At 67.0% G+C, this 24,725-nt stretch carries 24 protein-coding genes; 11 read left to right on the top strand and 13 right to left on the bottom strand.

Translation table 11 applies throughout. The annotated features are described in order from the left end of the window. Positions 1-2 precede the first annotated feature (2 nt). The 3 genes from OCW50_RS11330 to OCW50_RS11320 all read right to left on the bottom strand — a co-directional run bounded on the left by OCW50_RS11330 (position 3) and on the right by OCW50_RS11320 (position 2,144). The gene (locus OCW50_RS11330) at positions 3-593 is read right to left on the bottom strand and encodes a cysteine hydrolase family protein (RefSeq protein WP_262297671.1); all 591 of its coding nucleotides are present in this window, start codon (positions 591-593) and stop codon (positions 3-5) included. A 136-nt stretch (positions 594-729) separates the two neighbouring features. Beyond that, a complete protein-coding gene (locus OCW50_RS11325; protein ID WP_262297576.1) occupies positions 730-1,410 on the bottom strand; it encodes a 3-oxoacid CoA-transferase subunit B in 681 nt (226 codons plus the stop codon). Next, entirely contained in the window at positions 1,410-2,144 is a 735-nt protein-coding gene (locus OCW50_RS11320) for a CoA transferase subunit A (protein ID WP_262297575.1), read from the bottom strand. Before OCW50_RS11320 ends, OCW50_RS11325 begins: the two co-directional genes overlap by 1 nt. Positions 2,145-2,577: 433 nt before the next feature. Between OCW50_RS11320 and OCW50_RS11315 the strand changes: the two genes are divergently transcribed. Then, a complete protein-coding gene (locus OCW50_RS11315; protein ID WP_262270744.1) occupies positions 2,578-4,389 on the top strand; it encodes an AsmA family protein in 1,812 nt (603 codons plus the stop codon). Here the strand turns inward: OCW50_RS11315 and OCW50_RS11310 are convergent. Genes OCW50_RS11310 through OCW50_RS11300 form a run of 3 tightly spaced genes read right to left on the bottom strand, consistent with a single transcriptional unit; the run spans position 4,383 to position 7,263 of the window. Next, positions 4,383-5,186: an ABC transporter permease gene (locus OCW50_RS11310; protein WP_262270745.1), complete on the bottom strand. Its 804-nt coding sequence runs from the start codon at positions 5,184-5,186 to the stop codon at positions 4,383-4,385. The two genes, OCW50_RS11315 and OCW50_RS11310, sit on opposite strands and share 7 nt — an antisense overlap. Beyond that, positions 5,183-6,088, bottom strand: coding sequence for an ABC transporter permease subunit (locus OCW50_RS11305; protein WP_262297574.1), 906 nt, complete (start codon positions 6,086-6,088; stop codon positions 5,183-5,185). The genes OCW50_RS11310 and OCW50_RS11305 overlap by 4 nt, the downstream gene beginning before the upstream one ends. 2 nt (positions 6,089-6,090) lie before the next feature. Beyond that, positions 6,091-7,263 (bottom strand): ABC transporter ATP-binding protein, encoded by a 1,173-nt coding sequence (locus tag OCW50_RS11300; RefSeq protein WP_373371377.1) that lies wholly within the window; start codon positions 7,261-7,263, stop codon positions 6,091-6,093. A gap of 397 nt (positions 7,264-7,660) precedes the next feature. Here OCW50_RS11300 and OCW50_RS11295 point away from each other — a divergent pair, with 397 nt between their 5' ends. From OCW50_RS11295 to OCW50_RS11285, 3 genes are all read left to right on the top strand, one after another. Then, entirely contained in the window at positions 7,661-8,095 is a 435-nt protein-coding gene (locus OCW50_RS11295; RefSeq protein WP_262270748.1) for a MarR family winged helix-turn-helix transcriptional regulator, read from the top strand. A 127-nt stretch (positions 8,096-8,222) separates the two neighbouring features. Next, a complete protein-coding gene (locus OCW50_RS11290) occupies positions 8,223-9,791 on the top strand; it encodes an MFS transporter (RefSeq protein ID WP_262297669.1) in 1,569 nt (522 codons plus the stop codon). Positions 9,792-9,798: 7 nt separating this feature from the next. Next, a complete protein-coding gene (locus OCW50_RS11285) occupies positions 9,799-10,914 on the top strand; it encodes an HlyD family secretion protein (RefSeq protein ID WP_262270749.1) in 1,116 nt (371 codons plus the stop codon). A gap of 409 nt (positions 10,915-11,323) precedes the next feature. Here OCW50_RS11285 and OCW50_RS11280 read toward each other — a convergent pair whose 3' ends face one another. After that, positions 11,324-12,919 (bottom strand): DHA2 family efflux MFS transporter permease subunit, encoded by a 1,596-nt coding sequence (locus OCW50_RS11280; RefSeq protein WP_262270750.1) that lies wholly within the window; start codon positions 12,917-12,919, stop codon positions 11,324-11,326. A gap of 5 nt (positions 12,920-12,924) precedes the next feature. Then, the gene (locus tag OCW50_RS11275) at positions 12,925-14,133 is read right to left on the bottom strand and encodes an HlyD family secretion protein (RefSeq protein ID WP_262297573.1); all 1,209 of its coding nucleotides are present in this window, start codon (positions 14,131-14,133) and stop codon (positions 12,925-12,927) included. 149 nt (positions 14,134-14,282) lie between these two features. Here OCW50_RS11275 and OCW50_RS11270 point away from each other — a divergent pair, with 149 nt between their 5' ends. Continuing rightward, the gene (locus OCW50_RS11270) at positions 14,283-14,984 is read left to right on the top strand and encodes a TetR/AcrR family transcriptional regulator (RefSeq protein ID WP_262297572.1); all 702 of its coding nucleotides are present in this window, start codon (positions 14,283-14,285) and stop codon (positions 14,982-14,984) included. Here the strand turns inward: OCW50_RS11270 and OCW50_RS11265 are convergent. Continuing rightward, a complete protein-coding gene (locus tag OCW50_RS11265) occupies positions 14,944-15,630 on the bottom strand; it encodes a Crp/Fnr family transcriptional regulator (RefSeq protein ID WP_262270753.1) in 687 nt (228 codons plus the stop codon). The genes OCW50_RS11270 and OCW50_RS11265 overlap by 41 nt on opposite strands. Before the next feature lie 185 nt (positions 15,631-15,815). On the opposite strand from OCW50_RS11265, the gene OCW50_RS11260 reads away from it, so the two are divergent. From OCW50_RS11260 to OCW50_RS11235, 6 genes are all read left to right on the top strand, one after another. Further along, positions 15,816-17,693: an ABC-F family ATP-binding cassette domain-containing protein gene (locus OCW50_RS11260; protein ID WP_262297571.1), complete on the top strand. Its 1,878-nt coding sequence runs from the start codon at positions 15,816-15,818 to the stop codon at positions 17,691-17,693. 153 nt (positions 17,694-17,846) lie between these two features. Continuing rightward, positions 17,847-18,245 carry a hypothetical protein gene (locus OCW50_RS11255; protein ID WP_262297570.1) on the top strand — a complete coding sequence of 133 codons (399 nt, stop codon included), beginning with the start codon at positions 17,847-17,849 and terminating at the stop codon, positions 18,243-18,245. Positions 18,246-18,386: 141 nt separating this feature from the next. Continuing rightward, positions 18,387-18,569 (top strand): hypothetical protein, encoded by a 183-nt coding sequence (locus tag OCW50_RS11250; RefSeq protein ID WP_262270756.1) that lies wholly within the window; start codon positions 18,387-18,389, stop codon positions 18,567-18,569. An 89-nt stretch (positions 18,570-18,658) separates the two neighbouring features. Continuing rightward, a complete protein-coding gene (locus OCW50_RS11245; protein WP_173949114.1) occupies positions 18,659-18,796 on the top strand; it encodes a hypothetical protein in 138 nt (45 codons plus the stop codon). A gap of 156 nt (positions 18,797-18,952) precedes the next feature. Then, complete coding sequence (locus OCW50_RS11240; RefSeq protein WP_262270757.1) at positions 18,953-19,228, top strand: hypothetical protein; 276 nt, start codon at positions 18,953-18,955, stop codon at positions 19,226-19,228. Positions 19,229-19,311: 83 nt separating this feature from the next. Continuing rightward, the gene (locus OCW50_RS11235) at positions 19,312-19,794 is read left to right on the top strand and encodes an AAC(3)-I family aminoglycoside N-acetyltransferase (protein ID WP_262297569.1); all 483 of its coding nucleotides are present in this window, start codon (positions 19,312-19,314) and stop codon (positions 19,792-19,794) included. Positions 19,795-20,247: 453 nt separating this feature from the next. Here the strand turns inward: OCW50_RS11235 and OCW50_RS11230 are convergent, their stop codons facing one another. The 4 genes from OCW50_RS11230 to OCW50_RS11215 form a co-directional block, all read right to left on the bottom strand. Then, entirely contained in the window at positions 20,248-20,631 is a 384-nt protein-coding gene (locus tag OCW50_RS11230; protein ID WP_373371372.1) for a hypothetical protein, read from the bottom strand. Next, complete coding sequence (locus OCW50_RS11225; RefSeq protein WP_262297568.1) at positions 20,631-22,220, bottom strand: S10 family peptidase; 1,590 nt, start codon at positions 22,218-22,220, stop codon at positions 20,631-20,633. The genes OCW50_RS11230 and OCW50_RS11225 overlap by 1 nt, the downstream gene beginning before the upstream one ends. A gap of 308 nt (positions 22,221-22,528) precedes the next feature. Continuing rightward, a complete protein-coding gene (locus OCW50_RS11220; protein ID WP_262270760.1) occupies positions 22,529-22,981 on the bottom strand; it encodes a DNA polymerase III subunit chi in 453 nt (150 codons plus the stop codon). Positions 22,982-23,048: 67 nt separating this feature from the next. After that, positions 23,049-24,536 carry a leucyl aminopeptidase gene (locus OCW50_RS11215; RefSeq protein ID WP_262297567.1) on the bottom strand — a complete coding sequence of 496 codons (1,488 nt, stop codon included), beginning with the start codon at positions 24,534-24,536 and terminating at the stop codon, positions 23,049-23,051. Between the last annotated feature and the right edge of the window lie 189 nt (positions 24,537-24,725).

Below are 24,725 nucleotides of genomic sequence, written 5' to 3'. Positions count from 1 at the left end.
CCTCACGAAGGCCATTGACTCAGCACGACCTCGCTGCTCACGGTCTCGACCTGATAGCTGTAGCGCTTGGAATACAGGGTCAGGAGGGAATCGTGCCCCTCGTCCGATGAACTGCAGACGCCGTCCGCGACGATGAGAACGCGCAACCCGAGATCGACCGCGCCGAGCACGGTGGCCAGAACGCACATATCGGTCTCGGATCCGGTGATCAGGAGAGTATCGACGCCCCGCTCGGTGACGAGATCGCGCAGCCTATGGCCGGCGAACGCCGAATAGACCGGCTTGTCCAGAACGATGGCGGGCGGCGCGAGCCGTTGCAGCGGCGGCATCAGTTCCAGGAGCCGCGGATCGAGATGCTCGCGGGTGACCTGGCGCCACTCCTCGTAATAGCGGCGCCAGGTGCCCGGCATGTCCTCGGGCCGGACCGGGGGGATGAACCGGGTGAAGACCGTACGGTCGGGCGCGCGCTCGGCAATCCGGACGACGGTCGGCAGAACACGCTCCATCCACGGCGTCGGCCATGGCCCCTCGGTTGAAAAGAGGCGCTGCATGTCGATGCAGAGATGGAGGGCTGCCGGTCCGAGGAGTGTCATGGGCTTGGGCGAGAGAGCGACGATGGTGGGCAACGAGCCGCTGTCACCCTCGGTTCCACGGAGCGACGTCGGGCCCCCGGACTGCCCCGGGGCCCGACGAGGATCCTCCGCCCGGTCCTTGCGGGCGGCGTGACGATCAGGCCGCGCTGGCCTGGCCGCCGCCGAGGGCGACCTTGAACTCGGCCTGGGTCTTGGCCCTGATCTCCTCCACGGTCACGCCGTCGGCGAGTTCGATCAGGGTCATGCCGGTTCCGCCCTTCTTGTCGATGGAGAACACGCCGAGATCGGTGATCACCAGATCGACCACTCCGGTTCCCGTCAGCGGCAGGTTGCAGCTCTTGAGGAGCTTGGGGTCTTCGGAGCCGTCCTTGGCCTTGGCCACGTGCTCCATCACCACGACGACGCGCTTCACCCCGGCGACCAGGTCCATGGCGCCGCCCATGCCCTTGACCATCTTGCCCGGGATCATCCAGTTGGCGAGATCGCCGTTCTCGGCCACCTGCATGGCGCCCAGGATCGACAGGTCGATATGGCCGCCGCGGATCATGCCGAAGGAATCGGCGCTCGAGAAATAGCTGGTGGTCGGCAGTTCGGTGATCGTCTGCTTGCCGGCATTGATCAGGTCCGCGTCCTCCTCGCCCTCATACGGGAACGGACCCATGCCGAGCATGCCGTTCTCCGACTGGAGCTGGACGCGCATGCCCTTGGGAATGAAATTGGAGACCAGCGTCGGGATGCCGATGCCGAGATTGACGTAAAAGCCGTCGCGCAGCTCCTTGGCCGCGCGCTCGGCCATCTGCTCACGGGTCCAGGCCATCAGACTTCCTCCCCTGCTCCGGCAGGCGCAGCCTCGGCGCGCTTGCGGGTCGTGCGTTGCTCGATGTGCTTGACCGGGTTCGGCACATGGACCATGCGCTTCACGAAGATGCCCGGCGTATGGATGCAGTCTGGATCGATCGAGCCGGCCGGCACCAGGTTCTCGACCTCGGCGATGGTCAGCCGGGATGCGGTCGCCATCATCGGGTTGAAGTTGCGGGCGGTCTTCCGGTAGACGAGATTGCCTTCCGTATCGCCCTTGTAGGCGTGCACGATGGAGATGTCGGCGAACAGGCCCGTCTCCATGACGTATTTCTCGCCGTCGAACTCGCGCACCTCCTTGCCCTCGGCGATTAGCGTGCCCACGCCCGTCTTGGTGTAGAAGGCCGGGATGCCCGCCCCGCCGGCGCGGATGCGCTCGGCCAGCGTGCCCTGCGGGTTGAATTCCAGCTCCAGCTCGCCCGAGAGGAATTGCTGGGCGAACAGCTTGTTCTCGCCGACGTAAGACGAGATCATCTTGCGGATCTGGCGGGTCTCCAGGAGGCGGCCCAGCCCGATCCCGTCCACGCCGGCATTGTTGGAGATGAAGGTCAGACCCTTCGCCCCCGAATCACGGATCGCCTCGATCAGGGCCTCCGGAATTCCGCACAGGCCGAAGCCGCCGGCCATGATGGTCATGCCGTCCTTGACCATTCCGGCCAGCGCTGCCTGCGCATCGCTGTACACCTTATCCATCGAAACTTCTCCCCATGGGCATGTTCATGCTCGCCAGAGCCTCGGACGTGAAAAGTGGACACCCCTTTTGGGATTCATCCGAGGCTCCCTCTCTTGACCGGCGCATCGGCCCCAAAAGTGGAAGGCACCCTCGGGATCGACCCGATGCTCCAATTCTTGGCCGGCGTGTCGTTCGGGACGGACCCGACGGTCGCGTCAGCCGGCCCGGGTCCACTCTTGCCGCGCGACGCGCCGGAAGAAACGACCGGAAACGGGTTGCGACGTTTTGGCCGCTCCGCCCCGGCACGAATGGCCGCCACCCTGCAACCTGGCCTCAATTTAGACAATCCCTTCCTATGGATATATGGAAACGATTCACGATTTCGGTCTTGCCTGAGGACATCCCCACGTCCCCGCTTGCGAGGCAGGCCCCAAGGTTTACAACATTCGTCCCATGTCCCGCCGCGTTGTCCTGCTCATTGCGTTGATTTCGCTCGCCGTTCTCGGAACGGCGGCCTCTCCCTGGACGCTGCCGGGGGGCGGCCTGTCGGCGGAGCTGACGCAGCATGTGAAGGACCGGTACGGCCTCGACCTGACGGTGAAAGGGCGCAGCACCTTCGCGGTTCTGCCCATTCCGCGGGTGAAGTTCGAGAATGTCACGCTCGAGTTTCCGAACCAGGCCCTCAGGGCCGATGGCGGGACCCTGAGAGGCGAGCTGCGCCTGCTGCCCCTGCTCCTGGGCCGGATCGAGCTTTCGGATTTCGACCTTTCGGAGACCCGCATCACGGGGTCGGTTCAGGCCCTGCGGTCGGTCAAGTGGGCGGAGGCGCTCAGGGATCGTGCGAGCGAGACCTATGCCCGCCGCCTCATCGTCAGCAAATCCACCTTGCGCTGGACCGATCTGAAGGATGCCAACCTGGACCGGCTCAACCTCGTCATCCGATGGGCCGATGCGGCGGAGCCCCTCACCATGGCGGGCTCGGCTCTCTGGCGCGACGAGGAAATCCACCTCGAGGAGGCGTCCGTCTTCCCGGAGCTTCTGGCGTCGGACCGGATCAGCCCTTTCGCCCTGACCCTGGCCTCCCCGTCCGTGCGGATCGCCGCCGAGGGCGAGGCGCAGCTCGGGGAAACGCCCCGGATCACCGGGGAAAGCACCCTTCAGGCCAAATCCGTGCGTGACTTCACGCGCTGGAGCGGCGTCGACCTGCCCTTCGGCTCCCTGGTGCGCGCCGTGTCCATCGCCGGGGACTTCTCCATGGACCGTCGGCGCCTGTCCTGGCCGGCCGTCTCTGTGACGATGGGCGAGGACAAGCTGGAGGGAACACTGGGCGTCCGTTTCGACACGGACCGCCCGGTAATCACCGGAACCCTCGCGGCGGACACGCTCAACCTGTCGGACCTGTTCGCGCCCTTCTCGCAGGCCCGGACCTCCTCCGGTTCCTGGAGCGAGGAGACCATCGATCTGGCCAGGGCCACCGGGGCCGACCTCGATCTGCGTCTTTCGGCCGCGAGCGCAAGCCTCGGCCGGCTCAGCCTCGAGGACATGGCGGCCAGCGTGCTCGTGCAATCCGGCCGCATCGAAGCCTCGATCGGCCGGGCCGGCTTCAACGACGGCACCCTCAAAGGCCGCCTGTCCCTGGTGAAGCAGAACGGCCAGGTCGAGTTCAAGAGCCAGGGCACCTTCGCGGGCGTGAAGATCGCGCCCTTCCTGACCGCCATGGGAGAGCCTCGCTGGATCACCGGCCAGGCGACCGGGCAGTTCAGCTTCGAAGGACTGGGCAAGAACCCGGCTGACGTGATCCGCGAGGCGCAGGGCCGCTCTTCCATCGAGGTGAGCGACGGAGAGATCGTCGGGATCGCCCTGGACGATGCCCTCCGCCGGGTGGAGAAGCGGCCGCTTCTGGCCTCGCTCAACTGGAAGGGCGGCCGCACGGCCTTCGACAGGGCCCAGGCCCAGATTCTGGTGAAGGACGGTGTCGGGGAGATCGCCGAGGCCCACCTTCGGGGGCCTGCCGTGCAGGCCGATCTTCAGGGCCAGGTTCTTCTGGTCGACCGCCAGCTCAGCGTGACGGCGAACGTCTCGCCGGCCGGATCCCCGGCGGGCCAGTCCCCGGCCCTCGTCTTCAACGTCGTCGGCGACTGGGACAATGTCGCGGTCTCGCCGCAGGTCCGTTCCCTCATCGAGCGCTCGGGCGCCGCCAAGCCGCTCTTTCCCTCCGAGCGCGTTCCGGCCAACGAGCCGCGCCCCCAGGCGACGGCTCAGTGAGCCGTCCGGCGCGACCGCAGGACGGAGCGCTTGCTGAGCAGGGTCGCGCCGATCACGCCGAGCGTCACGATGCCGATCAGGATGGCCGAGGCGGCATTCACCTCCGGTGAGAGCCCCAGCCGCACCTGACTGTAGATCTTGATCGGCAGGGTCGTGGCGCCGGGCCCGGCATTGAAGCTCGCGATCACCAGATCGTCCATGGACAGGGTGAAGGCCAGCAGGAAGCCCGCCACGATGGACGGCGCGATCAGCGGCAGCGTCACGGAGAAGAACGTGCGCAGGGGCGGAGCGCCGAGATCCATGGCCGCCTCTTCCAGCGAGCGGTCGAATGTCATGAGACGCGACTGCACCACCACGGTCACGAAGCACATGGTGAGGGTCGTATGCGCGAGCGTGATGGTCCAGAAGCCGCGGTCCAGGTCGACGGCCACGAAGAACAGGAGCAGCGAAAGGCCGGTGATCACCTCGGGCATGACCATCGGCGCGTAGACCATGCCGGTGAAGAGCGTCCGCCCCGGGAAGCGCCCGTAGCGGGTCAATGCCAGCGCCGCGAGGGTTCCGAGGACCGTCGCCAGCGTCGCGGAGAGAAGCGCGATGCGCAACGTCACCCAGGCCGCTTCCAAGAGAGCCTCGTTCCGGAACAGCGCCCCGTACCAATGGGTCGAGAAGCCGCCCCAGACCGTGACGAGCCGGGATGCGTTGAACGAATAGATCACCAGCAGCAGGATCGGCAGGTACAGGAACGCGAACCCGATCACGAGCGACGTGACGTTGAAGAGGCTCAGGCGCCGGTTCATGGCCGTCCCTCCACGCGCCGCGCCTCGACGTCGCGGTAGATCACGATCGGCACGACCAGGATGATCAGCAGCAGGATGGCGACGGCCGAAGCCAGCGGCCAGTCCCGGTTGGAGAAGAACTCGCTCCAGAGCTGCCGGCCGATCATCAGCGTTTCCGAGCCGCCGAGCAGGTCCGGGATGACGAACTCGCCCACCGCCGGGATGAAGCACAGGAGCGAGCCGGCGACGATGCCCGGCATGGCGAGCGGCACGGTGATCGTCCAGAACGAGCGCCAGGGCGGCGAGCCGAGATCGAGGGCCGCTTCGAGCAGCGTATCGTCCATCTTCTCGAGCGTCGCGTAGAGCGGCAGCACCATGAAGGGCAGATAGGCATAGACGATGCCGATATAGACGGCCGTCTCGGTGTTGAGGATGTCCAGGGGCTGGGCGATCAGGCCCAGGCCCGTCAGCGCCTGGGTGAGCAGGCCCTCCGGCTTCAGAATCGCCACCCAGGCATAGATGCGGATGAGAAAGCTGGTCCAGAACGGCAGGATGACCAGCGCCACCAGCAGCGAGCGGACGCGCTCCGGCGCACGGGCCATCCCGTACGCGATGGGGAACCCCACCAGCAGGAGCAGGAGGGTCGAGAAAGCCGCGATCCGCACGGAGGAGAGCGTGGCGCGGAAATAGAGGTCGTCCTGGGTCAGGAGCTCGAAATTCTCGAGATCGAGAGCGCCGAAGAACCCGGCAATGTCGCCCCACTCGAAGACCGGCTTGTAGGGCGGCTGGGCCACCGCCGGGTCCGACAGGCTGATCTTCAGGACGATCAGGAACGGCACGAGGAAGAGCACGCCGAGCCACAGATAGGGAATGGCCGGCACGAGGCCGGCGGTCACCCGTCGCAGGAGGGATCGTTCGACCATGGCTATTCCGCCAGGATCACCGCCGCATCGGGCGCGAACGTGACATGGACCTGCTCGTCCCAATCGATGGGATTGTCGACGAACCGGGAGGCATTGGCCCGGGTGACGCGCAGGATCTCGCCGGTGGCGAGCTTCACGCGGTAGACCGTCCAGTCGCCGAGATAGCCGATGTCCCACACCTCGCCACTGAGCACATTGACGGCGCCGGGTTCCGGCGGATCGCGGTGGATCAGCATCTTCTCGGGCCGCACGGCGATGGCCACCGCCTGCCCGGAATGCAGCACCTCGTCCGGATCGTCGATGGTGAGCGGGTGCTCGGCCGATGACGCCTTCACACGCCAGAGGCCGTTCTCCCGGCCCTGCACGTGGCCCTCCAGGATGTTCACGTCCCCCACGAACTCGGCGATGAAACGGGTCTTCGGCTGCTCGTAGATCTCTCCCGGGGTGGCCACCTGCACGATGCGGCCGTGATCCATCACGGCGATCCGGTCGGCCATGGTCATGGCCTCCTCCTGGTCGTGCGTGACCACCACGAACGTCATGTGCAGCTCGTGCTGAATGTCCATCAGCTCGAACTGGGTCTCCTCGCGCAGCTTCTTGTCGAGGGCGCCCAGCGGCTCGTCGAGCAGCAGCACCTTGGGTTTCTTGGCCAGAGCCCTGGCCAGCGCCACGCGCTGCCGCTGGCCGCCGGAGAGCTGGCTCGGGTAGCGCCTTGCGAGCTTTTCGAGCTGGACGAGACGCAGCATCTCGCCGACACGCTCCGCGATCTGGTCCTTCGGCAAGCCGTCCTGCTTCAGGCCGAAGGCGATGTTCTTCTCCACGCTCATATGAGGGAAGAGCGCGTAGGACTGGAACATCATGTTCACGGGACGGCGATAGGGCGGCACGCCTGCCAGATTCTGACCGCCCAGGGTCATGCCGCCCTCGCTGGGCGTCTCGAACCCCGCAAGCATGCGCATGAGCGTCGTCTTCCCGCAGCCGGACGGGCCGAGCAGGCAGAAGAACTCGCCTTCGAAGATGTCCAGGGAAAGGTGGTCCACCGCCACCGCGTCCCCGAACCGCTTCGTGACATTGTCGAAGCGGATGAGCGGCTTGGCATCGGGATTCGACCAGGGTGCGAACGCACGGCGCACGGCGCCGACGGAGGCGGATTGGCGGGAGGGAGCAGGCAAGATGCTTCGACTTCGACCTTGAACGAGGGAACCTGCCGGCAAGCTAGGATGTTCGGCCGTCGAGAACAACACATAAGCGCATCGTGCGGAAAAGTGGGCCCGGTATTCGCTGACGCGGCCCTTCGGGTCCGCTCGAACGATGCGCTCTCCAAAGAAGCGGGAGCCTCGGATGAATCCCAAAAGTGGCGTCCACTTTTGGGTCCGAGGCTCTAGCGCATCGTGCGGACCCAGAGGGCCGCGTCCGAGGCTCGAGAAGCCGCCGCCCCCCGGATCGGGAGCCGCGTTCTCTGCAACCCACCCCTGCCGAGGGAGTCGGGGAACGGGCTTGCACGCGGCCCGCGTGTGGATTATGGAGCACCCATATAATTAGTGCCCTAATAATATGCAGCCTAGGATGGTCATGACCACTCCTGCCAAAGCGGCGTTTTCCGAGGAGATCTGGAAGGTCAGCCGGAAGATGCGCACCCTCTTCGACGCCAGGGTCCGGGCGCAGGGCCTGACCCTGGCGCGCGCACGCGCCCTGATGTTCCTGGGCCGGAACGGCTGCATGACCCAGACGGAGCTTGCGGACCTGCTCGAGATCGAGGGGCCGACCCTGGTGCCCCTTCTCGACAGTCTCGAGAAACAGGCCCTGATCGAGCGCCGCCCGGTGGATGGCGACCGGCGCGCCAAGCAGATCGCCCTCACGGAAGCCGGACAGGAACAGGCCGCCCATGTGGACATTCTCGTTCAGGAATTCCGCGGCGATGTCCTGAAAGGCATCAGCGAGGACGATCTCGAGGCGGCTCTCCGCGTTTTCCGCGCGATGGTGCGGAACATCGAATCGGCCGGCTGACGATGGGGTGCATCCGGTGACAGCGACCTCCGACGACAATTCTCCCCACGGCTCCGGCTCCGATCCTGTGACCGCTTCGAAGCCGGTCGAGCCGCAGCCTTCGCCCGCTCCGCCGGCGCCCGCCCCCATGCCCTGGTCCCGGGCGGTCCTCTACATGCTGACGTCCCTTCTCTTGTCTCTCACGCAAGGTCTGGGGATGAACCTTGCTGCGGCGAACCTGCCTCAGCTTCAGGGGCCGCTCGGCGCCACGACGAATGAGGTCACCTGGCTGATCGCCGCCTACATGGCGCCCAATGTCAGCCTGTCGCTGATCCTCGTGAAGGTCCGGGCTCAATTCGGACTTCGCAACTTCGCGGAGCTGAGCATTCTCGTGTTCGTCCTCGTGATGCTGCTGCACATCTTCGTGCGGGATCTGCAATCCGCCCTCGTCGTTCGGTTCTTCAGCGGCATCGCGGCGTCGCCCATCTCGACGCTCGCCTTTCTGTACATGCTGGAACCGCTGCCCCCGGCCAAGAAGCTGAGCGTCGGCCAGCCCCTCGTGCTCACGAACATCGCCCTGGGCGCCCCCTTGGCCCGTCTGATCTCGCCGGACCTTCTGATGCTGGGCGACTGGCATGGCCTGTATCTGTTCGAGATCGCGCTCGCCATGATGGCCTTCGCGGCCGTGTATCTCCTGCCCCTGACGCCTCCGCCGAGGGCCAAGGTCATCCACTGGCTCGACGTGGTCAGCTACCTTTTCATCGCCGTCGGCTTCGGTCTCATCGCCATGGTGTTCGCGCTGGGGCGGGTCTATTGGTGGTTCGAAGCGCCCTGGCTCGGAGCCATGCTCGCCGTCGGCCTCGCTTCGCTCACCTGCGCGATCGTGATCGAGCTCAACCGGGACACGCCCTTCCTGGATATCCGCTGGCTTGCCCAAAAGGAGATCCTGCACCTCGCCGGCACCCTCATGATCTTCCGCCTTCTCATGTCGGAACAGACGGCCGGCGCCTTCACGTTCTTCCAGTCCCTGGGGCTGCAGAACGAGCAGATGACGGTCCTGTCCCTGGTGGTCATCGGGGCGTCCGTCACGGCCGGCCTCGCCTATATCCTTCTTGTCAAGCCCGGCCGCGAGACGGCCGCCCAGATGGTCGCGCTGGTCCTGCTGCTGATCGGCGCGCTCATGGACAGCAATGCGACGAGCCTCACCAGGCCCGAGCAGATGTATGTGAGCCAGGCGCTGATCGCCGCGGCCGGCGTCCTGTTCCTGCCTCCCGCCATGGCGACCGGGCTGGCGCTGGCGCTGCAGCGGGGGCCGACCTTCATCCTGAACTTCATCGTCGTGTTCCTGACGACGCAGAGCCTTGGCGGCGTGATCGGATCGGCGCTCGTCGGCACCTTCATCACGTGGCGCACGAGGTTCCACCTTCAGGCCCTGGCCGATCACCTCGCGTCCACGGATCCGCTCGTCGCTCAGCGCATGGCGCAGCTTGCCGCAGCCTATGGCCGCGTCCTGACGGACAGATCCCTGCTCAATGCCGAGGGTCTCGTGCTCCTCGGGCAGCAGGTCACCCGCGAGGCGACCGTGCTCGCCTACAACGACGCCTTCCTGGCCATCGCCCTCGCGGCCGCCGCCGCGCTCGCGGCGATGCTTCTCCATCTCGGGCTCCGCGCGATCCGCAGGGGCCTTTCGCCTGAACCGCAACCGGCCGTCAGCTAAGATCATCATGACCAAGTTCTTTCGATCCACCGCCTCCCTCGTCGCTGCGATCATCGGCATCGCGGGTGTCGCCCTCGTGCTCTATGCCTGGCGTCTCCCGCCCTTCACGAGTTCGGTCGAGACCACGGACAATGCCTATGTCAGGGGACAGATCACGGTGATCGCCCCCCAGCTTGCCGGCTACGTGGCCGAAGTGGCCGTGCAGGACTTCCAGCATGTGAACGCGGGGCAGCTCCTGGTGAAGATCGACGACCGGATCTTCGCGCAGAAGCTCGAGCAGGCGAAGGCCACCCTGGCCAGCCAGCAGGCGGCCCTGTCCAACTCCGAGCAGAAGGAGCGCTCGGACCGGGCGCGGATTCAGTCGAGCGAGGCCCAGGTCGACAGCACCCGGGCGGCCCTGAGCGCCGCGGAAGCGAACTGGAACAGGATCGCGCCGCTTCTGGAACGGGGGGTCGCCACGCAGAGCCAGGCCGATCAGGCCCGGGCCGGTTTCGACCAGGCGACCGCCGCCCTGCACCAGGCCGAGGCGGCGCTGACCGTCTCGCGCCAGGATCTCGCCTCCACGCTGGTCAACCGCCAATCCCTCGAGGCGGCCGTGCAGGGCGCGGAGGCGGCCGTGAGGCTGGCCGAGATCGATCTGCAGAACACGCGCATCCTGGCCCCCGAGGACGGACGCCTCGGCGAGGTCGGCGCGCGGGTCGGTCAATACGTGTCGGCCGGCACGCAGCTGCTCGCGCTCGTGCCCGAGCGGATCTGGGTGGTCGCCAACTTCAAGGAAACCCAGCTTCCGGGCATGAGAGTCGGCCAGCCCGTCACCTTCACGGTCGACGCTCTGGAACATGCCCGGCTCGCCGGTCGGATCGAGCGCTTCTCGCCCGCCGCCGGTTCCGAATTCAGCGTGATCAGGACCGACAACGCCACCGGCAACTTCACCAAGGTGGCACAAAGGGTGCCCGTGAGGATCGCCATCGATCCGGGCCAGGCGCTCACGGAGCGTCTGGTGCCGGGAATGTCGGTGGTGGTGAGCGTCGACACCCAGGCCCGTCCCGCGGACGTTCCGGCGACGGGAACAACCGCCCAGCCCCAGGGTTCGAGCGTGACGTCGGAGCAGGATCGGCGCTAGAGCCTCGGGACGAGTCCGGTGCTGACGTGCAGGGTGGTGTGACCCGGTGACGACACCCTCCCCACGTCATGGCCGGCCTTGTGCCGGCCATCCCGATCCGGTGAGGCGCGGCGTTCCAGACGATCGAGATCACCGGGACAAGCCCGGTGATGACGTGGAGGGTGGTATGAGACCGCGGTGCGAACACCCTCCCACGTCATGGCATCCTCCGCTCTTCCTGCCACCCATCCACGTCATGGCCGGCCTTGTGCCGGCCATCCCGATGCTTTGAAGCGCGGCGCTTCACCGTATCGAGATCACCGGGACAAGCCCGGTGATGACGTGAGAGGGTGGCATGAGGCGGTGACAACACCCGCCCGACGTCATGGCCGCGCCTGTCCCGGCCATCCCGATGCGGAAAAGCGCCGCTCTAATGCCCCCCGCCGCCGCCTGCCGGCGCGGCGCGAGGCTTCTTGATGAAGGGCAAGGCACAGATCAGGCCCAGGAACAGCACCGTCAGGAGCAGGAACACGTCGGCGAAGGACATCACCAGGGCTTCCTTCCTGACCATGTTCGACATGGTCTTGATCGCCGCCGCGTTGGCGTCCGCGCCGAGCCCCTGGAACCGCATGGTCAGGGCGTTGAGGGTCTCCATCGCCCGGGAGCTGTCCCAGCTGACGCTCTCGCGCAGGCGCTGGAGATGCAGGTCGAGGCGGTTGTTCAGCAGGGTGTTGATCACCGCCAGGCCGACCGCGCCGCCGAGATTGCGGGTCAGGTTGTAGAGGCCCGACGCATTCTTGATCCGGTCCGGCGGCAGGGTGCCGAGGGCGATGTTGTTGATCGGAACCATGCAGATCATGAGGCCGACGCCGCGGAAGATCTGCGGCACGAACAGCTCCCAAAAATCCCAGTCCTTGGTCAGGCCCGTGATCTGCCAGGTGCCGAAGGCGAACGCGCCGAAGCCGATGGCCATCATGAGCCTCGGGTCCATCTTGCGCGACAGCATCCCGGCCACCGGGGCCATGAGGAACATGGTGGCGCCGGTCACGAACATGGTCTCGCCGATCTGGAGGGACGAGTAGCCCCTCACCCGCGCCAGATAGACCGGGTAGAGGTAGGTCAGGCCGTAGAGGCCGATGCCCATGACGAAGCTGAAGGACGATCCGGCCAGGAAGTTGCGGTCCGCGAAGGCGCGCAGGTCCACGATCGGCTGCTTGGCCGTGAAGGCGCGGTAGAAGAAGCCGATCGCCCCGACGGCGCACACGATGGCGAGGATCAGCACCGCCTCGTCCTGGAACCACTCGTTGTTGGGCCCCTCCTCCAGCACGTATTCCAGGCTGCCGAGAAAGGCCGCCATGCAGCCGAGGCCCACCCAGTCGAAGCTCTTGAACAGGCTGAGGTCGGGCTCGTCGAAATCGACCAGCAGGTAGGTCGACACGGTCACGAAGATGCCCGGCACGATGTTGACCAGGAACAGCCAGTGCCAGGAGAACAGATCCGTCAGATAGCCGCCGAGCGTCGGGCCGATCGTGGGGGCCAGGGTCGCCACGAGGCCGATGATCGGCGAGATCACGGGCCGCTTCTCCGGCGGGAAGATCGTGAACGCCGAGGCGAAGACCGTCGGGATCATGCCGCCACCGATGAAGCCCTGCAGGGCGCGGTACACGATCATCTGCTCGATATTCGTCGCGGTCGCGCACAGGAAGCTCATGGCCGTGAAGCCGCCGGCCGCGATCACGAACATCCAGCGGGTCGAGAGCACGCGCGAGAGCGTGCCCGAGAGCGGGATCATGATCACCTCGGCGATCAGATAGCTGGTCTGCACCCAGGAGATTTCCTCCGACGAGGCGGAGAGGCCCGCCTGGATCTCGGCGAGCGAAGCCGAGACGATCTGGATGTCCAGGATCGCCATGAACATGCCGAAGACCATGCAGAAGAACGCGAAAGTCCGGCGCCGGTCGAGCGGCGCCGGCTTCGCGGCAGGCATGCCTTGAGGCCTGGATTGGATGGCAGCCGATGCGGCCATGGTCCCTACTCTTTGATGCTGGCCGTCTTGGCCGGATGGGCACCGGTGCGGGTGTCCACGTCGACCACGACCGACAGGCCGGGGCGCAGCAGCCCCTGCTGCGCCACCTCGGGCTTGACGGCCACGCGGACGGGCACGCGCTGGACGATCTTGGTGAAGTTGCCGGTGGCATTCTCCGGCGGCAGCAGGCTGAACACCGCGCCGGCGGCGGGCGAGACGCTCTCGACCGTGCCGACGATGTCGGAATCCGGGAAGGCGTCGACCTTCACGTGCACCGTCTGCCCGGGCTGCAGGGAGGCGAGCTGCGTCTCCTTGAAGTTGGCATCCACATGGACGCTGGTCAGCGGCACGAGGGCCGCCAGGCGGGCGCCGGGCTGGACGTAGGTGCCGACCTCCACGGCCTTGTTGCCGATGACCCCATCGAGGGGCGCGCGGATTTCCGTGAAGGAGAGATCCCGCTCGGCCTTGTCGACGGCCGTCTGGTACTCGGCGGCAAGGCGCTCGCCCTCATTCTTCTGAGCGGAGAGAACCTCGACATTGGCCTGAGCGGCCGCCACCGCCGCCTGGGCGCTCTTGACGTCGGCGTTGGCGCGGTCGCGGGCGGCCTTGGCGTTCTCGAGCGCGGCGCGGCTGGTGTAGTCGGACCGGGCGAGCTGCTGCTGGCGGGCATAGTCGCCCTCGGCCCGCTCGGCCTCGGCCTGCGCGCTGACCACCTGCGATTCGGCCTGCAGGGCCGAGGCGCGGCCCGCCTCGATCTGGCGGCCGAGGCGCACGATCGCGCTCTGCTGGGTCGCAAGCTTGTCCTTGGCGGATTGGAGGGCAAGACGATAGTCGCCGTCGTCGATCTTGGCGATCAGGTCACCGGCCTTGACGCTCTGGTTGTTCGTGACGGCCACGGAGGCGACGTAGCCGGAGATCTTGGCCGACAGGATCGTGATGTCCGCCTGCACATAGGCGTCGTCGGTCGAGACCATGAAGCGGCCGTCGGTCCACCAGTGGTAGCCCTCGTAGCCGCCGAATCCCAGAGCAGCCGCCAGGATCGCCAGGATCACGGGCTTCTTTCCGAAACCCTTCTTGCGTGCCTTGGGCTCGGCGGCCTGGGACGGCGCCTCGGACGGAGCCTGGACAGGCTCGGGCGCCTGAACGGGCTGCCCGCCCTTGGCCGTCTCGGGGCGCTCTTTGGCGCCCTGCTCAAACTCATCCCGGTAAGCCATGTGAACCTCTGCAAGCCAACTTAAAGCCCGTCGATCGAAATGGTTCGGGCTTATCGTTGCAGACTTGATATCTGCCAGTCGCCTGCCATATATGAGTTGACCGAACCGTTCGGTCAATAGCGCAAACGAAAAAGGATACGAGAGAGGCTATGAGCGCCGTGCATGACAGCACCCGAGATCAGGCACTTTCCTCTCCGGCCGACGAGAGCCCGGAGAACGCGAAGCGCCGCCAGATCCTGGAGGGCGCCCGCAAGGTCTTCCTGGCCGAGGGCTTCGACGGCGCCAGCATGGGCGAGATCGCCAAGGTGGCGGGTGTCTCCAAGGGGACGCTCTACGTCTATTTCGACAGCAAGGAACGCCTTTTCGCCGCGTTGACCACCGAGGAGAAGCGGGGCCTGGCCGAGGTCCTGTTCAAGCTCGATGCGAACGATCCCGACGTCCGCGGCGTCCTGAAGGCGCTCGGCCTCGGCTATCTGCGCCGCATGGGCAAGCCCGAACACATCTCGTCGATCCGCATGGTCATGGGCGCGGCCGAGAAGTTCCCCCATCTGGGCCAGGCCTTCTATGAGGCAGGTCCCTGCCAGGGGCTCGCCCGCCTCGGCGCCTATTTCGACCGCCAGGTCGAAGCGGGCCGGCTGTCCATCGAGGATACCCATGTGGCCGCCCAGCATTTCCTCGACCTGTGCGTGTCGGGCATGCTGCGCCGCCTGCTCTTCTCGGTGGGAGAGCCGCCGACGGAAGCCGAGATCCAGAAGAACGTGGAGCACGCGCTTCGGGTCTTCTTCGCCGCCTACGGCCCGAAGGATGCGTCTAGTGGTCCGTCTGCATCGCCTCGGCCACGCGCGCTTTGAGCACGTCCGGCTGCCGCAGGATCAGGGCGCCGCGCGTGCGCTCGATCAGCCCTTCCTGCGTCAGCATCGTGAATTCCCGGGTGATCTGCTCGCGCCGGCAGCCGATCCGGGCGGCCACGATGTGGTGGAAGGGCGGCGGGGTGATGACCCGCTCCCCCGACCGGTCCTGACGGGGCGTCGAGAGGCGCAGGAGCTCCGAATAGAGCCTGTGCCGGAGATCGAGCACCGTCTGTTCCATGAAGCGGGCGTTCAGCTCGCGGATGCGGGACGCCATGAGGCAGAACAGCCGCTCGGCGATGGGCTGGTGGGAGAAGAGAAGCTCCTTGAAGACCGTCGCGGGCATCACGCAGGCCTCGCCGCGGGTGAGCGCCGTGACATTGGCCGAACGGGGCACGCCGTCGAGCGCCGCCAGCTCGCCGAACAGGTCGCCGGGCTTCATCTCGTAGAGGATGACCTCCTTGCCCGAGGCCGTCCGCATGAGGACCCGGACCTCGCCGGAGAGGAGGAAATAGACGTCGGTCGATGGCTCGTCGAAGTCGACCAGAACCTCCTCGGGGTCGAAGCGGCGCCAGTTGGCCCGCGCCTCGAAACGTTCGAGATCGATGTCCAATCCCTTGAAGAGCTTAATCCCGGCGAGCCGCGCCATCGGTCCTCTCCCCCTGAATGCTATCCTTGGCTATAGCACAAATTTTCCATAGCCAGTATGTCATTTGACCCATCCCTTTCCCAGGCATTGCGGGTCTTGTCACTGGCGATTCAGGCTAGGTGGCGTCCGGTCGCGGCCTGGGCCCGAGACCTTGCAAGAGCGGCGATCACGCGCCAAAAGGCGACATGCTTCACGTCAACGACCTGACCTACCGCATCGGCGACCGGCTGATCCTCGACCGCGCCTCCTTCAACCTGCCCGCCGGCGCGAAGGTGGGGCTCGTCGGGCGCAACGGCGCGGGCAAGACCACCCTGTTCAGGATCATCCAGGGCGAGCTCGCCACGGAGAGCGGCGGCGTCACCCTGCCCCGGGGCATGAAGATCGGCGCCGTGGCCCAGGAAGCACCCGGCGGCCCGGAATCCCTGATCGACGTGGTGCTCGCCGCCGACAGGGAGCGCAGCGCCCTCATGGCCGAGGCCGAGACGGCGGACGGCCTCCGCCGGGCCGAGATCGAGACCAGGCTCACCGATATCGGGGCCCACTCGGCCCCGTCCCGCGCCGCCGCGATCCTGCACGGCCTCGGCTTCGACGCCGAGGCCCAGAACCGGCCCTGCTCGGATTTCTCCGGCGGCTGGCGCATGCGCGTGGCCCTCGCGGCCGTGCTCTTCACCGAGCCGGACCTGCTGCTCCTCGACGAGCCGACCAACTATCTCGACCTCGAGGGCACCCTCTGGCTCTACGATTATCTTGGACGCTACCCGCACACGGTGCTGGTCATCAGCCACGACCGCGAGCTTCTCGACGCCTGCGTGAACCACATCCTCCATCTCGACCGGGGCAAGCTCACGATCTACCGCGGCGGCTACACGTCCTTCGCCAAGCAGTTCGCGGAGAAGCGCGAGCTGACGGCCAAGATGGCCGCCAAGCAGGAGGCCGAACGCAAGCATCTCCAGGCGTTCGTCGACCGCTTCAAGGCCAAGGCCTCGAAGGCCCGGCAGGCGCAGTCCCGCGTCAAGCGCCTCGCCAAGCTGGAGCCCGTCGCGACCATCGTGGAAGACGACGTGCTGCCCTTCAACCTGCCCGGCCCGGACCGTCCCGCCGCGCCGCCGCTGATCACGGTCGAGGGCGGCGCCGTCGGTTACGGCGAGCGGATCGTGCTCGACCGCCTCAACCTGACGATCGCGCCCGACGACCGGATCGCGCTGCTCGGCTCGAACGGCAACGGCAAATCCACCTTCTGCAAGCTCATCGGCGGCCGGCTCGCGCCCATGAAGGGCGAGATGCGCACGCCCGGCCGCATGGACGTGGCGTATTTCGCCCAGCACCAGCTCGACGAGCTGAACCCCAAGGCGACCGCCTACGACCACGTCGCCGAGCGGATGCCCGATACGCCGGTCGCCAGGATCCGGGCCCGGACCGCGCAGATCGGCTTTCCGGGCGCCAAGGCCGACACGCCGGTCTCCGCCCTGTCGGGCGGCGAAAAGGCGCGCCTGCTCATGGGGCTGGCGGCTTTCGACGGCCCTCACCTGCTGATCCTCGACGAGCCGACGAACCATCTCGACATCGACAGCCGCACGGCCCTCATGGAAGCGATCAACGACTACACGGGGGCCGTGATCCTCGTGAGCCACGACCGCTTCCTGATCGAGGCCTGCGCCGACCGGCTCTGGATCGTCGGCAACGGCGGGGTGAAGCCCTTCGACGGCGACATGGACGATTACCGCCAGCTCGTGCTCTCCGGCGATCTCGATCCGCAGAGGCGCTCCGACAAGCCGCAGGCGCCCGGGGCCTCCAAGGTGGACGAGCGTCGCGCCGCCGCCGAGCGGCGGGTGGCGCTGGCGCCCCTGCGCAAGAAGCTGGAGGGGCTCGAAGGCCGGATGGCGAAGCTCACGGACGTGATCGGCAAGATCGACGCCGCGCTCGCCGACGGCACCGCCTTCCGGAAGGACCCGGCGAAGGCCACCGAATTGTCCAGGATGCGCGCCGAAGCGGCCGGGACCCTGGCCTCCGTCGAGGAAGAATGGCTGACGCTGAGCAGCGAGATCGAGGAAGCGGGCGCGTAGCACATTGCCGGGTCGGCGACGGACGGTTTTTCGTCGTCGTCGGGGCGGATCCGGCAGCTGGCCGCGAGACGGACAATCGCCCCTGAACAACGCGTTATAACATCGTTCATCCTCCGCGCCGTACAGTGACGACCTCACGATGGAGAACGAGACATGCTTCGCGCAGTATTGGCAACGGCGGTCCTGGCCGCCGGCGCATTCTTCGGGACGATGCCGGCGGCGCAGGCCCAGAGCCTGGTGCCCTGTGCGCGGGAACACGAATTCTGCCGCGTCCCCTACCCCACCCGCGTCATCTACGGCGTTCCCGGGCGGAGCGCGGAAATGTTCGTGCGGGAGCGTGGCGTCCCGTGCTCGAACCGGGTCTTCGGCGATCCCGCGCCAGGAATTCCGAAGCGCTGCGCGTTCGTGGCGCGCGGCTACGACCGGGGCGACCGGTGGCGCGACGACGGATATCGCGGCCGGCCGCCGCGGCGCGGCTACGACCGCGGATACGACCGCGATGACAGAGACGACGGTTATGACCGGCCCGTCCGGCGCTACGAGGTCTATTGAGGCAGAGCGCGGACCGGCAGGCATCCGGCCCGTACCCCCTCGTGCCTACCCCCGCAGGGCCCCGGAGTTACCTACTCGGGGCCCGCGCAGAATCGGAGCAGGAACGTATTCTCGAAAGAGCCTTATGGGGGAGGCTGACCGATGAGAATCCAGATTTCCGCCTGCACCGACAAAGTCTTCGAGGTGGGTCTCTTGCCGCTGGCCCATCTGACGGACAGTTCGGCGTCCGCCGTCAATGACAATGGGTCCCGCCTGCCGATCAAATCGAAAGCCCGCCTGCATGGGAAGCGTGCCGCCTTCCCGGCGCAGCATGCGGTTAGGTAATGATGCCGTAAGGTAATATCGCGTGCGGGACAGCACATCTGTCCAGCTATCCCTAAGGTAGCCTTCGGCTGCCTTTGATGGAGGCTCGGATGAATCAGGTGATGTCCTACTGCACGGCAAGGCTCTTCTCGCGGGCTTTCGTGCCGCTTGCACCCTTCAGAGCCCGGGAGGTCGAACCGGGCAACGACAACGATCCGCTGGCCCCCTTCCCGTGCGTCTGGCGCTAACGATGTCATCCGGTTTCGAGGGCCGGAAAGGCCCATGCCCATGATGGCTGTTGCTTACCTCCTTTGGTCATTTGAAGGCCCGCGTCGTGGACTGCGACATTCCTCTGCCCGTGATCGCGCCAGGTCGGGCCCGCAGGGAGAGGCAGGGAGAGGATTGTGACCGCTGCTCATGATCTCGAAGAGATCGTCGATCTGTTTGCCATCGGCAGGCCGTCCAGAAATGCCGACCTTCTGCCCGTGAAGGTCGCGACGCTCCCTCTCAAGAAGGCCGTGGCCCTTGTGATCGAGGACTGGTCCGACGACAAGTTCCGGCAATTGAGCGCCGTGATCCAGAGACGGTCCGGCCCGGCGATCCGCAGCCTCGACGACATCCGACGTCTCTACGACCGCGCGACCTCCCGGGCGGGATGCCGCATCAGGCGCCCCGTCTGACGACCGATCCCGCGTCAGCGCCATGAGGCATCGCCGGCTCCGGGGGCATGACATGGATGCCGCAGCCGCCCTATGATGAGCCCATGTCGCCGATCCCGTTCCGCATCCGCCGTCTCGGCCCCGGCGACGTCCCGCTTCTGCGCAAGCTGAACGCGTTGTTCGCCGCAGTCTTCGACGATCCCGCTTCCTACGCGTCCGAGCCGCCGAGCGACGCCTATCTGGAAGAACTCCTCGCCAAGGAGCATGTCGTCGCCCTGGCGGCGCTGGCGGACGGCGAGGTCCTGGGCGGGCTGGTCGCCTACGAGCTGGAGAAGTTCGAGAAGGCGCGACGGGAGTTCTATATCTACGATCTCGCCGTCGACGCGGCCCATCGCCGCCGGCACATCGCCACCACGCTCATCGAGCACCTGCGCGGGATCGCCGCGCAGCGCGGAGGATGGGTCGTCTACGTGCAGGCCGATCACGGCGACGATCCCGCCATCGCCCTCTATGACAAGCTCGGCGCCCGCGAGGAGGTGCTGCATTTCGACATCTCCGTCGGGCCGGCTCCGCGCGGCAGCCGGTGAACCGCCCCAGGCTCACGCATCGGACGTGAAAAGTGGGAACTGGTTTTGCGTGAAAAGATACTCCAAGCAAAAGCCCAAGCATCGGACGATCGGGAGAGCCGTCTCTCCCCTCCCCGTCATCACCGGGCTCGTCCCGGTGATCTCGCTACGGTGAAGCGCCGCGCCTTTCCGATCGGGATGGCCGGCACAAGGCCGGCCATGACGTGCGGAGAATGTTAGGACCGGGCCACACACACACCACGTCATCACCGGGCTTGTCCCGGTGATCCCGATCGTCTGAAGCGCTGAGCCCGAAGCAATCGGGATGGCCGGCGAGTGGCGCGGGCCTCGAGCATCGGGCGCAAAAGTGGGAACCGGTTTTGCGTGAAAAGATGCTCCACAACAAAAGCTAAGGCATCGGGCGTGAGGTCGATCACACGTCCGATGCTTGAGACCCGGGGCCGCGAGGCGCTCTTAAGGCTTCACGATCCGGTCGAGCCGGTTGTTCACGAAGAAATACAGCTCGCGGCCGCCGGGCTCGGAATAGAGCACCTGGACCTCGCGCTGGCCCTTGCCGCTCTCGCCGACCAGCACGTCGGTGGCCGGCTTGCCTTTCAGGCGCACGAGATCGCACTCGGTGATTCCGGGCTCGATGGTGGTCGCCCGGCCGAATCCCGTGACGGTGCAGCGGCCGTCCGGTCCGAGCGTGGGCCCGTCGATGGCCGGTCCCGGAGCGACAATCGGCGCCGGAGCGATCGTTACGGCAGGAGCAGGCGGAGCGCTGCCCGTGCTGGTGCAGGCGGCCAGAACCAGCGCGACGAGAGCGACGCTCGAGAGAACCTTCACATGCATCCCCATCAATCCCTGTTGTCGGCCCTCGCCTGCAGGGCCTCGTCGAAGAGGCGCTGCACATCGGCCTTGAAGGCCTGCCGTGACGCCTGCCGCGAATAGAACATGTGGCCGCCTTCGTAAACACTCAGCGTGACACGCGGCTGGGGACCGAGTTCGGGCAGCTGGTTGAGGAGCAGCTGGGAGGCGTAATAGGGCGTCACCAGGTCGGTGAAACCGTGCGTGACGAGCACGCGCATCTTGCCGTCGAGGGAGAGAGCCTGCCGCAGCTCGTCGAGGTTTTCGGGACCGCTGCGGCCGCCGCCCCAGCGCCAGGCCCCGTTGACCGACCCGTTCAGGAGGTTGTAGCGCCCGTCCGCCCTGTAGTTCAGGGTGTCCGTCAGATGATGGATGATCGCGCTCGACAGGGGCGCCGTCATCGCGTCGAGCACGGGATCGTCGAAGCGCGAGGACTGGGACGCCGGATTGGGGTCGGCGATCGCCACGTTGGTGTCGTAGGCGCTGACGACCTCGGACGATCCGCGCCTCAGCTCGCGCTGGACCGTGCGCATGTCGACGCGTCCGGCGAGGCGGCGGGTGAGTTCGGGGTCGAGCCCGCTCAGCTCCGCCACGCGCCGGCTGATCCGGTCGACGGCCGCCCTGTCCTGCAGGCCCCGCATGAGGTCGACGAGGTAGTCGCCGGACGCGTAGGCCTCCGCGTCCCTGAGCGCCTCCCGCGACACCGGCCCGGTGCGGGAGAGTTTCGCGGCCGCGAGCGACGGCAGCAGAGCCGAATAGGTCCAGGGCGCCCCGGCGGTCCCCTGCTCGAGCCAGTCGAAGTCGAAGACCGGCGAGACGAGCACGAGGCCGCTGAAGCCGACGCCCTGGTCGTTCTGCAGCTTCTGGGCCAGCAGCGGTCCGCGGAAGCCGCCGTAGCTCTCGCCGACGAAGAATTTGGGCGAGACGAGCCGGTTCTTCTCCTTCAGCCAGCGCATCACGAAGGCCGCGAGCCCGTCGATATCGCCGGCCACCGAATAGAACCGCTCGCGCACCGGGTCGCCCCCGACCACGCGGCTGTAGCCCGTGCCGGGCGGATCGACGAACACGAGATCCGTGAAGTCGAGCCAGGTCTCGGCATTCGGCACGAGCGCCGGAGACGCCGAGGGGCTGATCGCCGGCCCATCCGTCGGCAGCAGCCACGGACCGACCGCGAGAAGATGCAGATAGGCCGAGGACGCGCCGGGCCCGCCGTTCACCGCGAAGGTCACGGGCCGGGTCGCCGGGTCGGCATCGTCCCGGGTGTAGGCGACGAACCCGATCTCGGCCTGGGGGGCGCCCTGCTGGTCGGTCAGCGTCAGATGCCCGGCGGCGGCCGTGAAGGACAGGGTCCGCCCCGGCAGCTGCAGGGTGTGGCGCGTGACCGATTCCGGCGGGAGCGCCTGGTTGTCCCGCGCCTCCGGCCGGGACCGGCGCGCCTCCTGCGGCTGGCCCTGAGGCTGCTCGCGGCTGCCCGCCTGTTCCTGCGCGGCGGCTCCCAGGGGCATCGCCAGGGACAGAACGGGCATCGCCAGGGACAGGACGAAGGCGGCATGGAGGGGAAGACGCGTCGCTCGGGTCATCGGGAGTTCCTTTCGGCCTCCCTGAAACTGGAGAGCCGCCCTGCCGCGGCAAGTTCCGGCCCGATGAAGTCTTCGTGTGCGGGCGCCGGCACGAGGCCGGGATCACGGGAGGGTGTCGTCACTGGCCCGTGCCACGCGCCACGTCATCACCGGGCTTGTGCCAACAAGCCACGTCATCACCGGGCTTGTCCCGGTGATCCCGATACGAGAGGCGCCGCGCTCTTCGGATCGGGATGGCCGGCACAAGGCCGGCCATGACGTGCGGAGGGTGCCTGTCGGGCGGTGGGACGATGGCTCCGGCGAGGGTTTCACGCCTTCCGCTGCCAGCGTCCGCGCTCGTCCTGCTGCCAGTAGGTCGCGTCGTGGCCGCCCTCCTTCACGGCGCGCCACTGGTCGCGGGCGAAGGCCAGGGCCTGGACGTCGTTGCCGTCGAAGAGGATCGCGAGCCGTTCGTAGCCGGCGATGTCCTCGGGCAGATCGGCGCCCTCGACCAGGAAGCGGATCGAGGCGCCGTTGGGGTTGTCCCCGGACAGGGTGATGAGGATCGGCTGGTCCGCCGCATGGGCTTCCCGGTCCGTCCCGTGCGGCAGGAAGCTTTCGTCGGCAAAGGTCCACAGGTGATCGTCGAGCGCCGACATGCGCTCTTCGGTCGTCACCTGCACGACCCCGCGCCACCCCCGCTCCAGGGTCTTCTGCAGGAGCGTGGGCAGCACGGCCTCGAGGGGCTGATGCTGCAGGTGGTAGAAAAGGACCTCGGTCATCGACGATCACAATCCCCTGCGGGTGCAACGGGCTGAAGGCGTGCCTGGTCCTTTTCGGCCGTCATCCTCAGGCCTCGTAATGGTCGCGCACGAGGCGATCGAGGAGGCGCACGCCCCAGCCGGAGCTCCAGCCCTTGTTGATCTCGGTCGCCGGCGAGCCCATGGCCGTGCCGGCGATGTCGAGATGGGCCCAGGGCACGTCGTTGACGAAGCGCTGGAGCAGGGCCGCCGCCGTGCTCGAACCGCCGAAGCGGCCCGCCGAGTTCTTCATGTCGGCGAACTTGGATTCGATCATCTTGTCGAATTCCGGCCCGAGCGGCATGCGCCACACGCGCTCGCCGGTCGCCTTTCCGGCGGCGGTCAGGCGCTCGGCCAGTTCGTCGTCGTTCGAGAACAGCCCCGCATATTCCTGGGCCAGGGCCACGAGGATCGCGCCCGTCAGGGTCGCCAGATCGATCATGAATTTCGGCTTGAAGCGGTCCTGCACGTACCAGAGCACGTCGGCGAGCACGAGGCGCCCCTCGGCGTCCGTGTTGATGATCTCGATGGTCTGGCCGGACATGGTGGTGACGATGTCGCCGGGCCTCTGCGCATTCCCGTCGGGCATGTTCTCCACGAGGCCGATCGCCCCGACCACGTTCGCCTTGGCCTTGCGGCTCGCGAGCGCATGCATGAGGCCCACCACGCAGGCCGCCCCGGCCATGTCGCCCTTCATGTCCTCCATGCCGGCGCCGGGCTTGATCGAGATGCCGCCCGAGTCGAACACCACGCCCTTGCCGATGAATGAGATGGGGCTGTCGCCGGGCTTGCCGCCGTTCCAGCGCATGATGGCGACCCGGCCGCCGCGCACGGAGCCCTGCGCGACGCCGAGAAGAGCCTGCATGCCGAGCTTGCGCATGGCCTTGTCGTCGAGGATCTCCACCTCCACGCCGAGCTTGGTCAGAGCCTGGGCCCGGGCGGCGAATTCCTCGGGCCCGAGCACGTTCGGCGGCTCGTTGACGAGGTCGCGGGCGAGGACCACGCCCTGCTGGAGACCCTCGCGGGCCTTGTAGATCTTCTTGACGGCCGCGGGATCGGACACGCTCAGGACGAGGCGGCCGGCATCGGGGCCGTTGTCGTCCTTCTTGGTCTTGTAGCGATCGAAGCTGTAGCGGCGCAGCTGAGCGCCGAGCGCGATGTCGGCGACCGCATCCGGCGTGATCTCGACCCCGGGCAGGTCCAGCGCCACCGTGGCGACCTTGCCGTTGGCTTTTCCGGCCACCAGACCGCCCAGCTGAACGAAGTCGAGGCCGGCCCGGTCCTTCTCGCCGCCGAGGCCGATCACGATCAGCCGGTCGACGGACAGGCCCGCCGGGACGACGATGGACATCGAGGATTTCGCCTTGCCCTTGAACGTCTCGGCGGCCGCAGCCTTGGCGATGAGATCGACCGCCTCCGGGCCTATCTGCCGGGCAACCGCGTCCGAAGGCTTGAGATCCTCCCCGACGAAGACGACGAGGTCGCCGGTCTCGACCGCGCCGTGGGGCTGGAAGTCGATCTTGAAGCTGTCGGCCATGAAATCCTCTTTGTTGTGATGCACATCGCCGGTCTTCAGGCCGGCTGCGACGCTGACGCCTGGGGACATATATCATATGGCGGGTTAAGGCACGGGGAAGCCGCCGTGAAAACGGCGTAATCCCGATCTGTTGAAAACAGCCGTCTTGCCTGAGATCATGTGACAGGATACCCAGGGCTGCGCCGCCCG

It is taken from the genome of Microvirga sesbaniae (assembly GCF_025460805.1).
In the GTDB taxonomy this organism is placed as follows: domain Bacteria; phylum Pseudomonadota; class Alphaproteobacteria; order Rhizobiales; family Beijerinckiaceae; genus Microvirga; species Microvirga sesbaniae.
Note: the sequence above shows the minus strand (reverse complement) of the source record. Positions and strands in the feature narration are given on the sequence as shown.

Bases quoted from the DNA above. Each gene is read 5' to 3' on its own strand.
- OCW50_RS11330 (WP_262297671.1), bottom strand. From the start codon at position 593: ATGACACTCCTCGGACCGGCAGCCCTCCATCTCTGCATCGACATGCAG.
- OCW50_RS11325 (WP_262297576.1), bottom strand. From the start codon at position 1,410: ATGGCCTGGACCCGTGAGCAGATGGCCGAGCGCGCGGCCAAGGAGCTG.
- OCW50_RS11320 (WP_262297575.1), bottom strand. From the start codon at position 2,144: ATGGATAAGGTGTACAGCGATGCGCAGGCAGCGCTGGCCGGAATGGTC.
- OCW50_RS11315 (WP_262270744.1), top strand. From the start codon at position 2,578: ATGTCCCGCCGCGTTGTCCTGCTCATTGCGTTGATTTCGCTCGCCGTT.
- OCW50_RS11310 (WP_262270745.1), bottom strand. From the start codon at position 5,186: ATGAACCGGCGCCTGAGCCTCTTCAACGTCACGTCGCTCGTGATCGGG.
- OCW50_RS11305 (WP_262297574.1), bottom strand. From the start codon at position 6,088: ATGGTCGAACGATCCCTCCTGCGACGGGTGACCGCCGGCCTCGTGCCG.
- OCW50_RS11295 (WP_262270748.1), top strand. From the start codon at position 7,661: ATGACCACTCCTGCCAAAGCGGCGTTTTCCGAGGAGATCTGGAAGGTC.
- OCW50_RS11290 (WP_262297669.1), top strand. From the start codon at position 8,223: ATGCCCTGGTCCCGGGCGGTCCTCTACATGCTGACGTCCCTTCTCTTG.
- OCW50_RS11285 (WP_262270749.1), top strand. From the start codon at position 9,799: ATGACCAAGTTCTTTCGATCCACCGCCTCCCTCGTCGCTGCGATCATC.
- OCW50_RS11280 (WP_262270750.1), bottom strand. From the start codon at position 12,919: ATGGCCGCATCGGCTGCCATCCAATCCAGGCCTCAAGGCATGCCTGCC.
- OCW50_RS11275 (WP_262297573.1), bottom strand. From the start codon at position 14,133: ATGGCTTACCGGGATGAGTTTGAGCAGGGCGCCAAAGAGCGCCCCGAG.
- OCW50_RS11270 (WP_262297572.1), top strand. From the start codon at position 14,283: ATGAGCGCCGTGCATGACAGCACCCGAGATCAGGCACTTTCCTCTCCG.
- OCW50_RS11265 (WP_262270753.1), bottom strand. From the start codon at position 15,630: ATGGCGCGGCTCGCCGGGATTAAGCTCTTCAAGGGATTGGACATCGAT.
- OCW50_RS11260 (WP_262297571.1), top strand. From the start codon at position 15,816: ATGCTTCACGTCAACGACCTGACCTACCGCATCGGCGACCGGCTGATC.
- OCW50_RS11255 (WP_262297570.1), top strand. From the start codon at position 17,847: ATGCTTCGCGCAGTATTGGCAACGGCGGTCCTGGCCGCCGGCGCATTC.
- OCW50_RS11250 (WP_262270756.1), top strand. From the start codon at position 18,387: ATGAGAATCCAGATTTCCGCCTGCACCGACAAAGTCTTCGAGGTGGGT.
- OCW50_RS11245 (WP_173949114.1), top strand. From the start codon at position 18,659: ATGAATCAGGTGATGTCCTACTGCACGGCAAGGCTCTTCTCGCGGGCT.
- OCW50_RS11235 (WP_262297569.1), top strand. From the start codon at position 19,312: ATGTCGCCGATCCCGTTCCGCATCCGCCGTCTCGGCCCCGGCGACGTC.
- OCW50_RS11230 (WP_373371372.1), bottom strand. From the start codon at position 20,631: ATGGGGATGCATGTGAAGGTTCTCTCGAGCGTCGCTCTCGTCGCGCTG.
- OCW50_RS11225 (WP_262297568.1), bottom strand. From the start codon at position 22,220: ATGACCCGAGCGACGCGTCTTCCCCTCCATGCCGCCTTCGTCCTGTCC.
- OCW50_RS11220 (WP_262270760.1), bottom strand. From the start codon at position 22,981: ATGACCGAGGTCCTTTTCTACCACCTGCAGCATCAGCCCCTCGAGGCC.
- OCW50_RS11215 (WP_262297567.1), bottom strand. From the start codon at position 24,536: ATGGCCGACAGCTTCAAGATCGACTTCCAGCCCCACGGCGCGGTCGAG.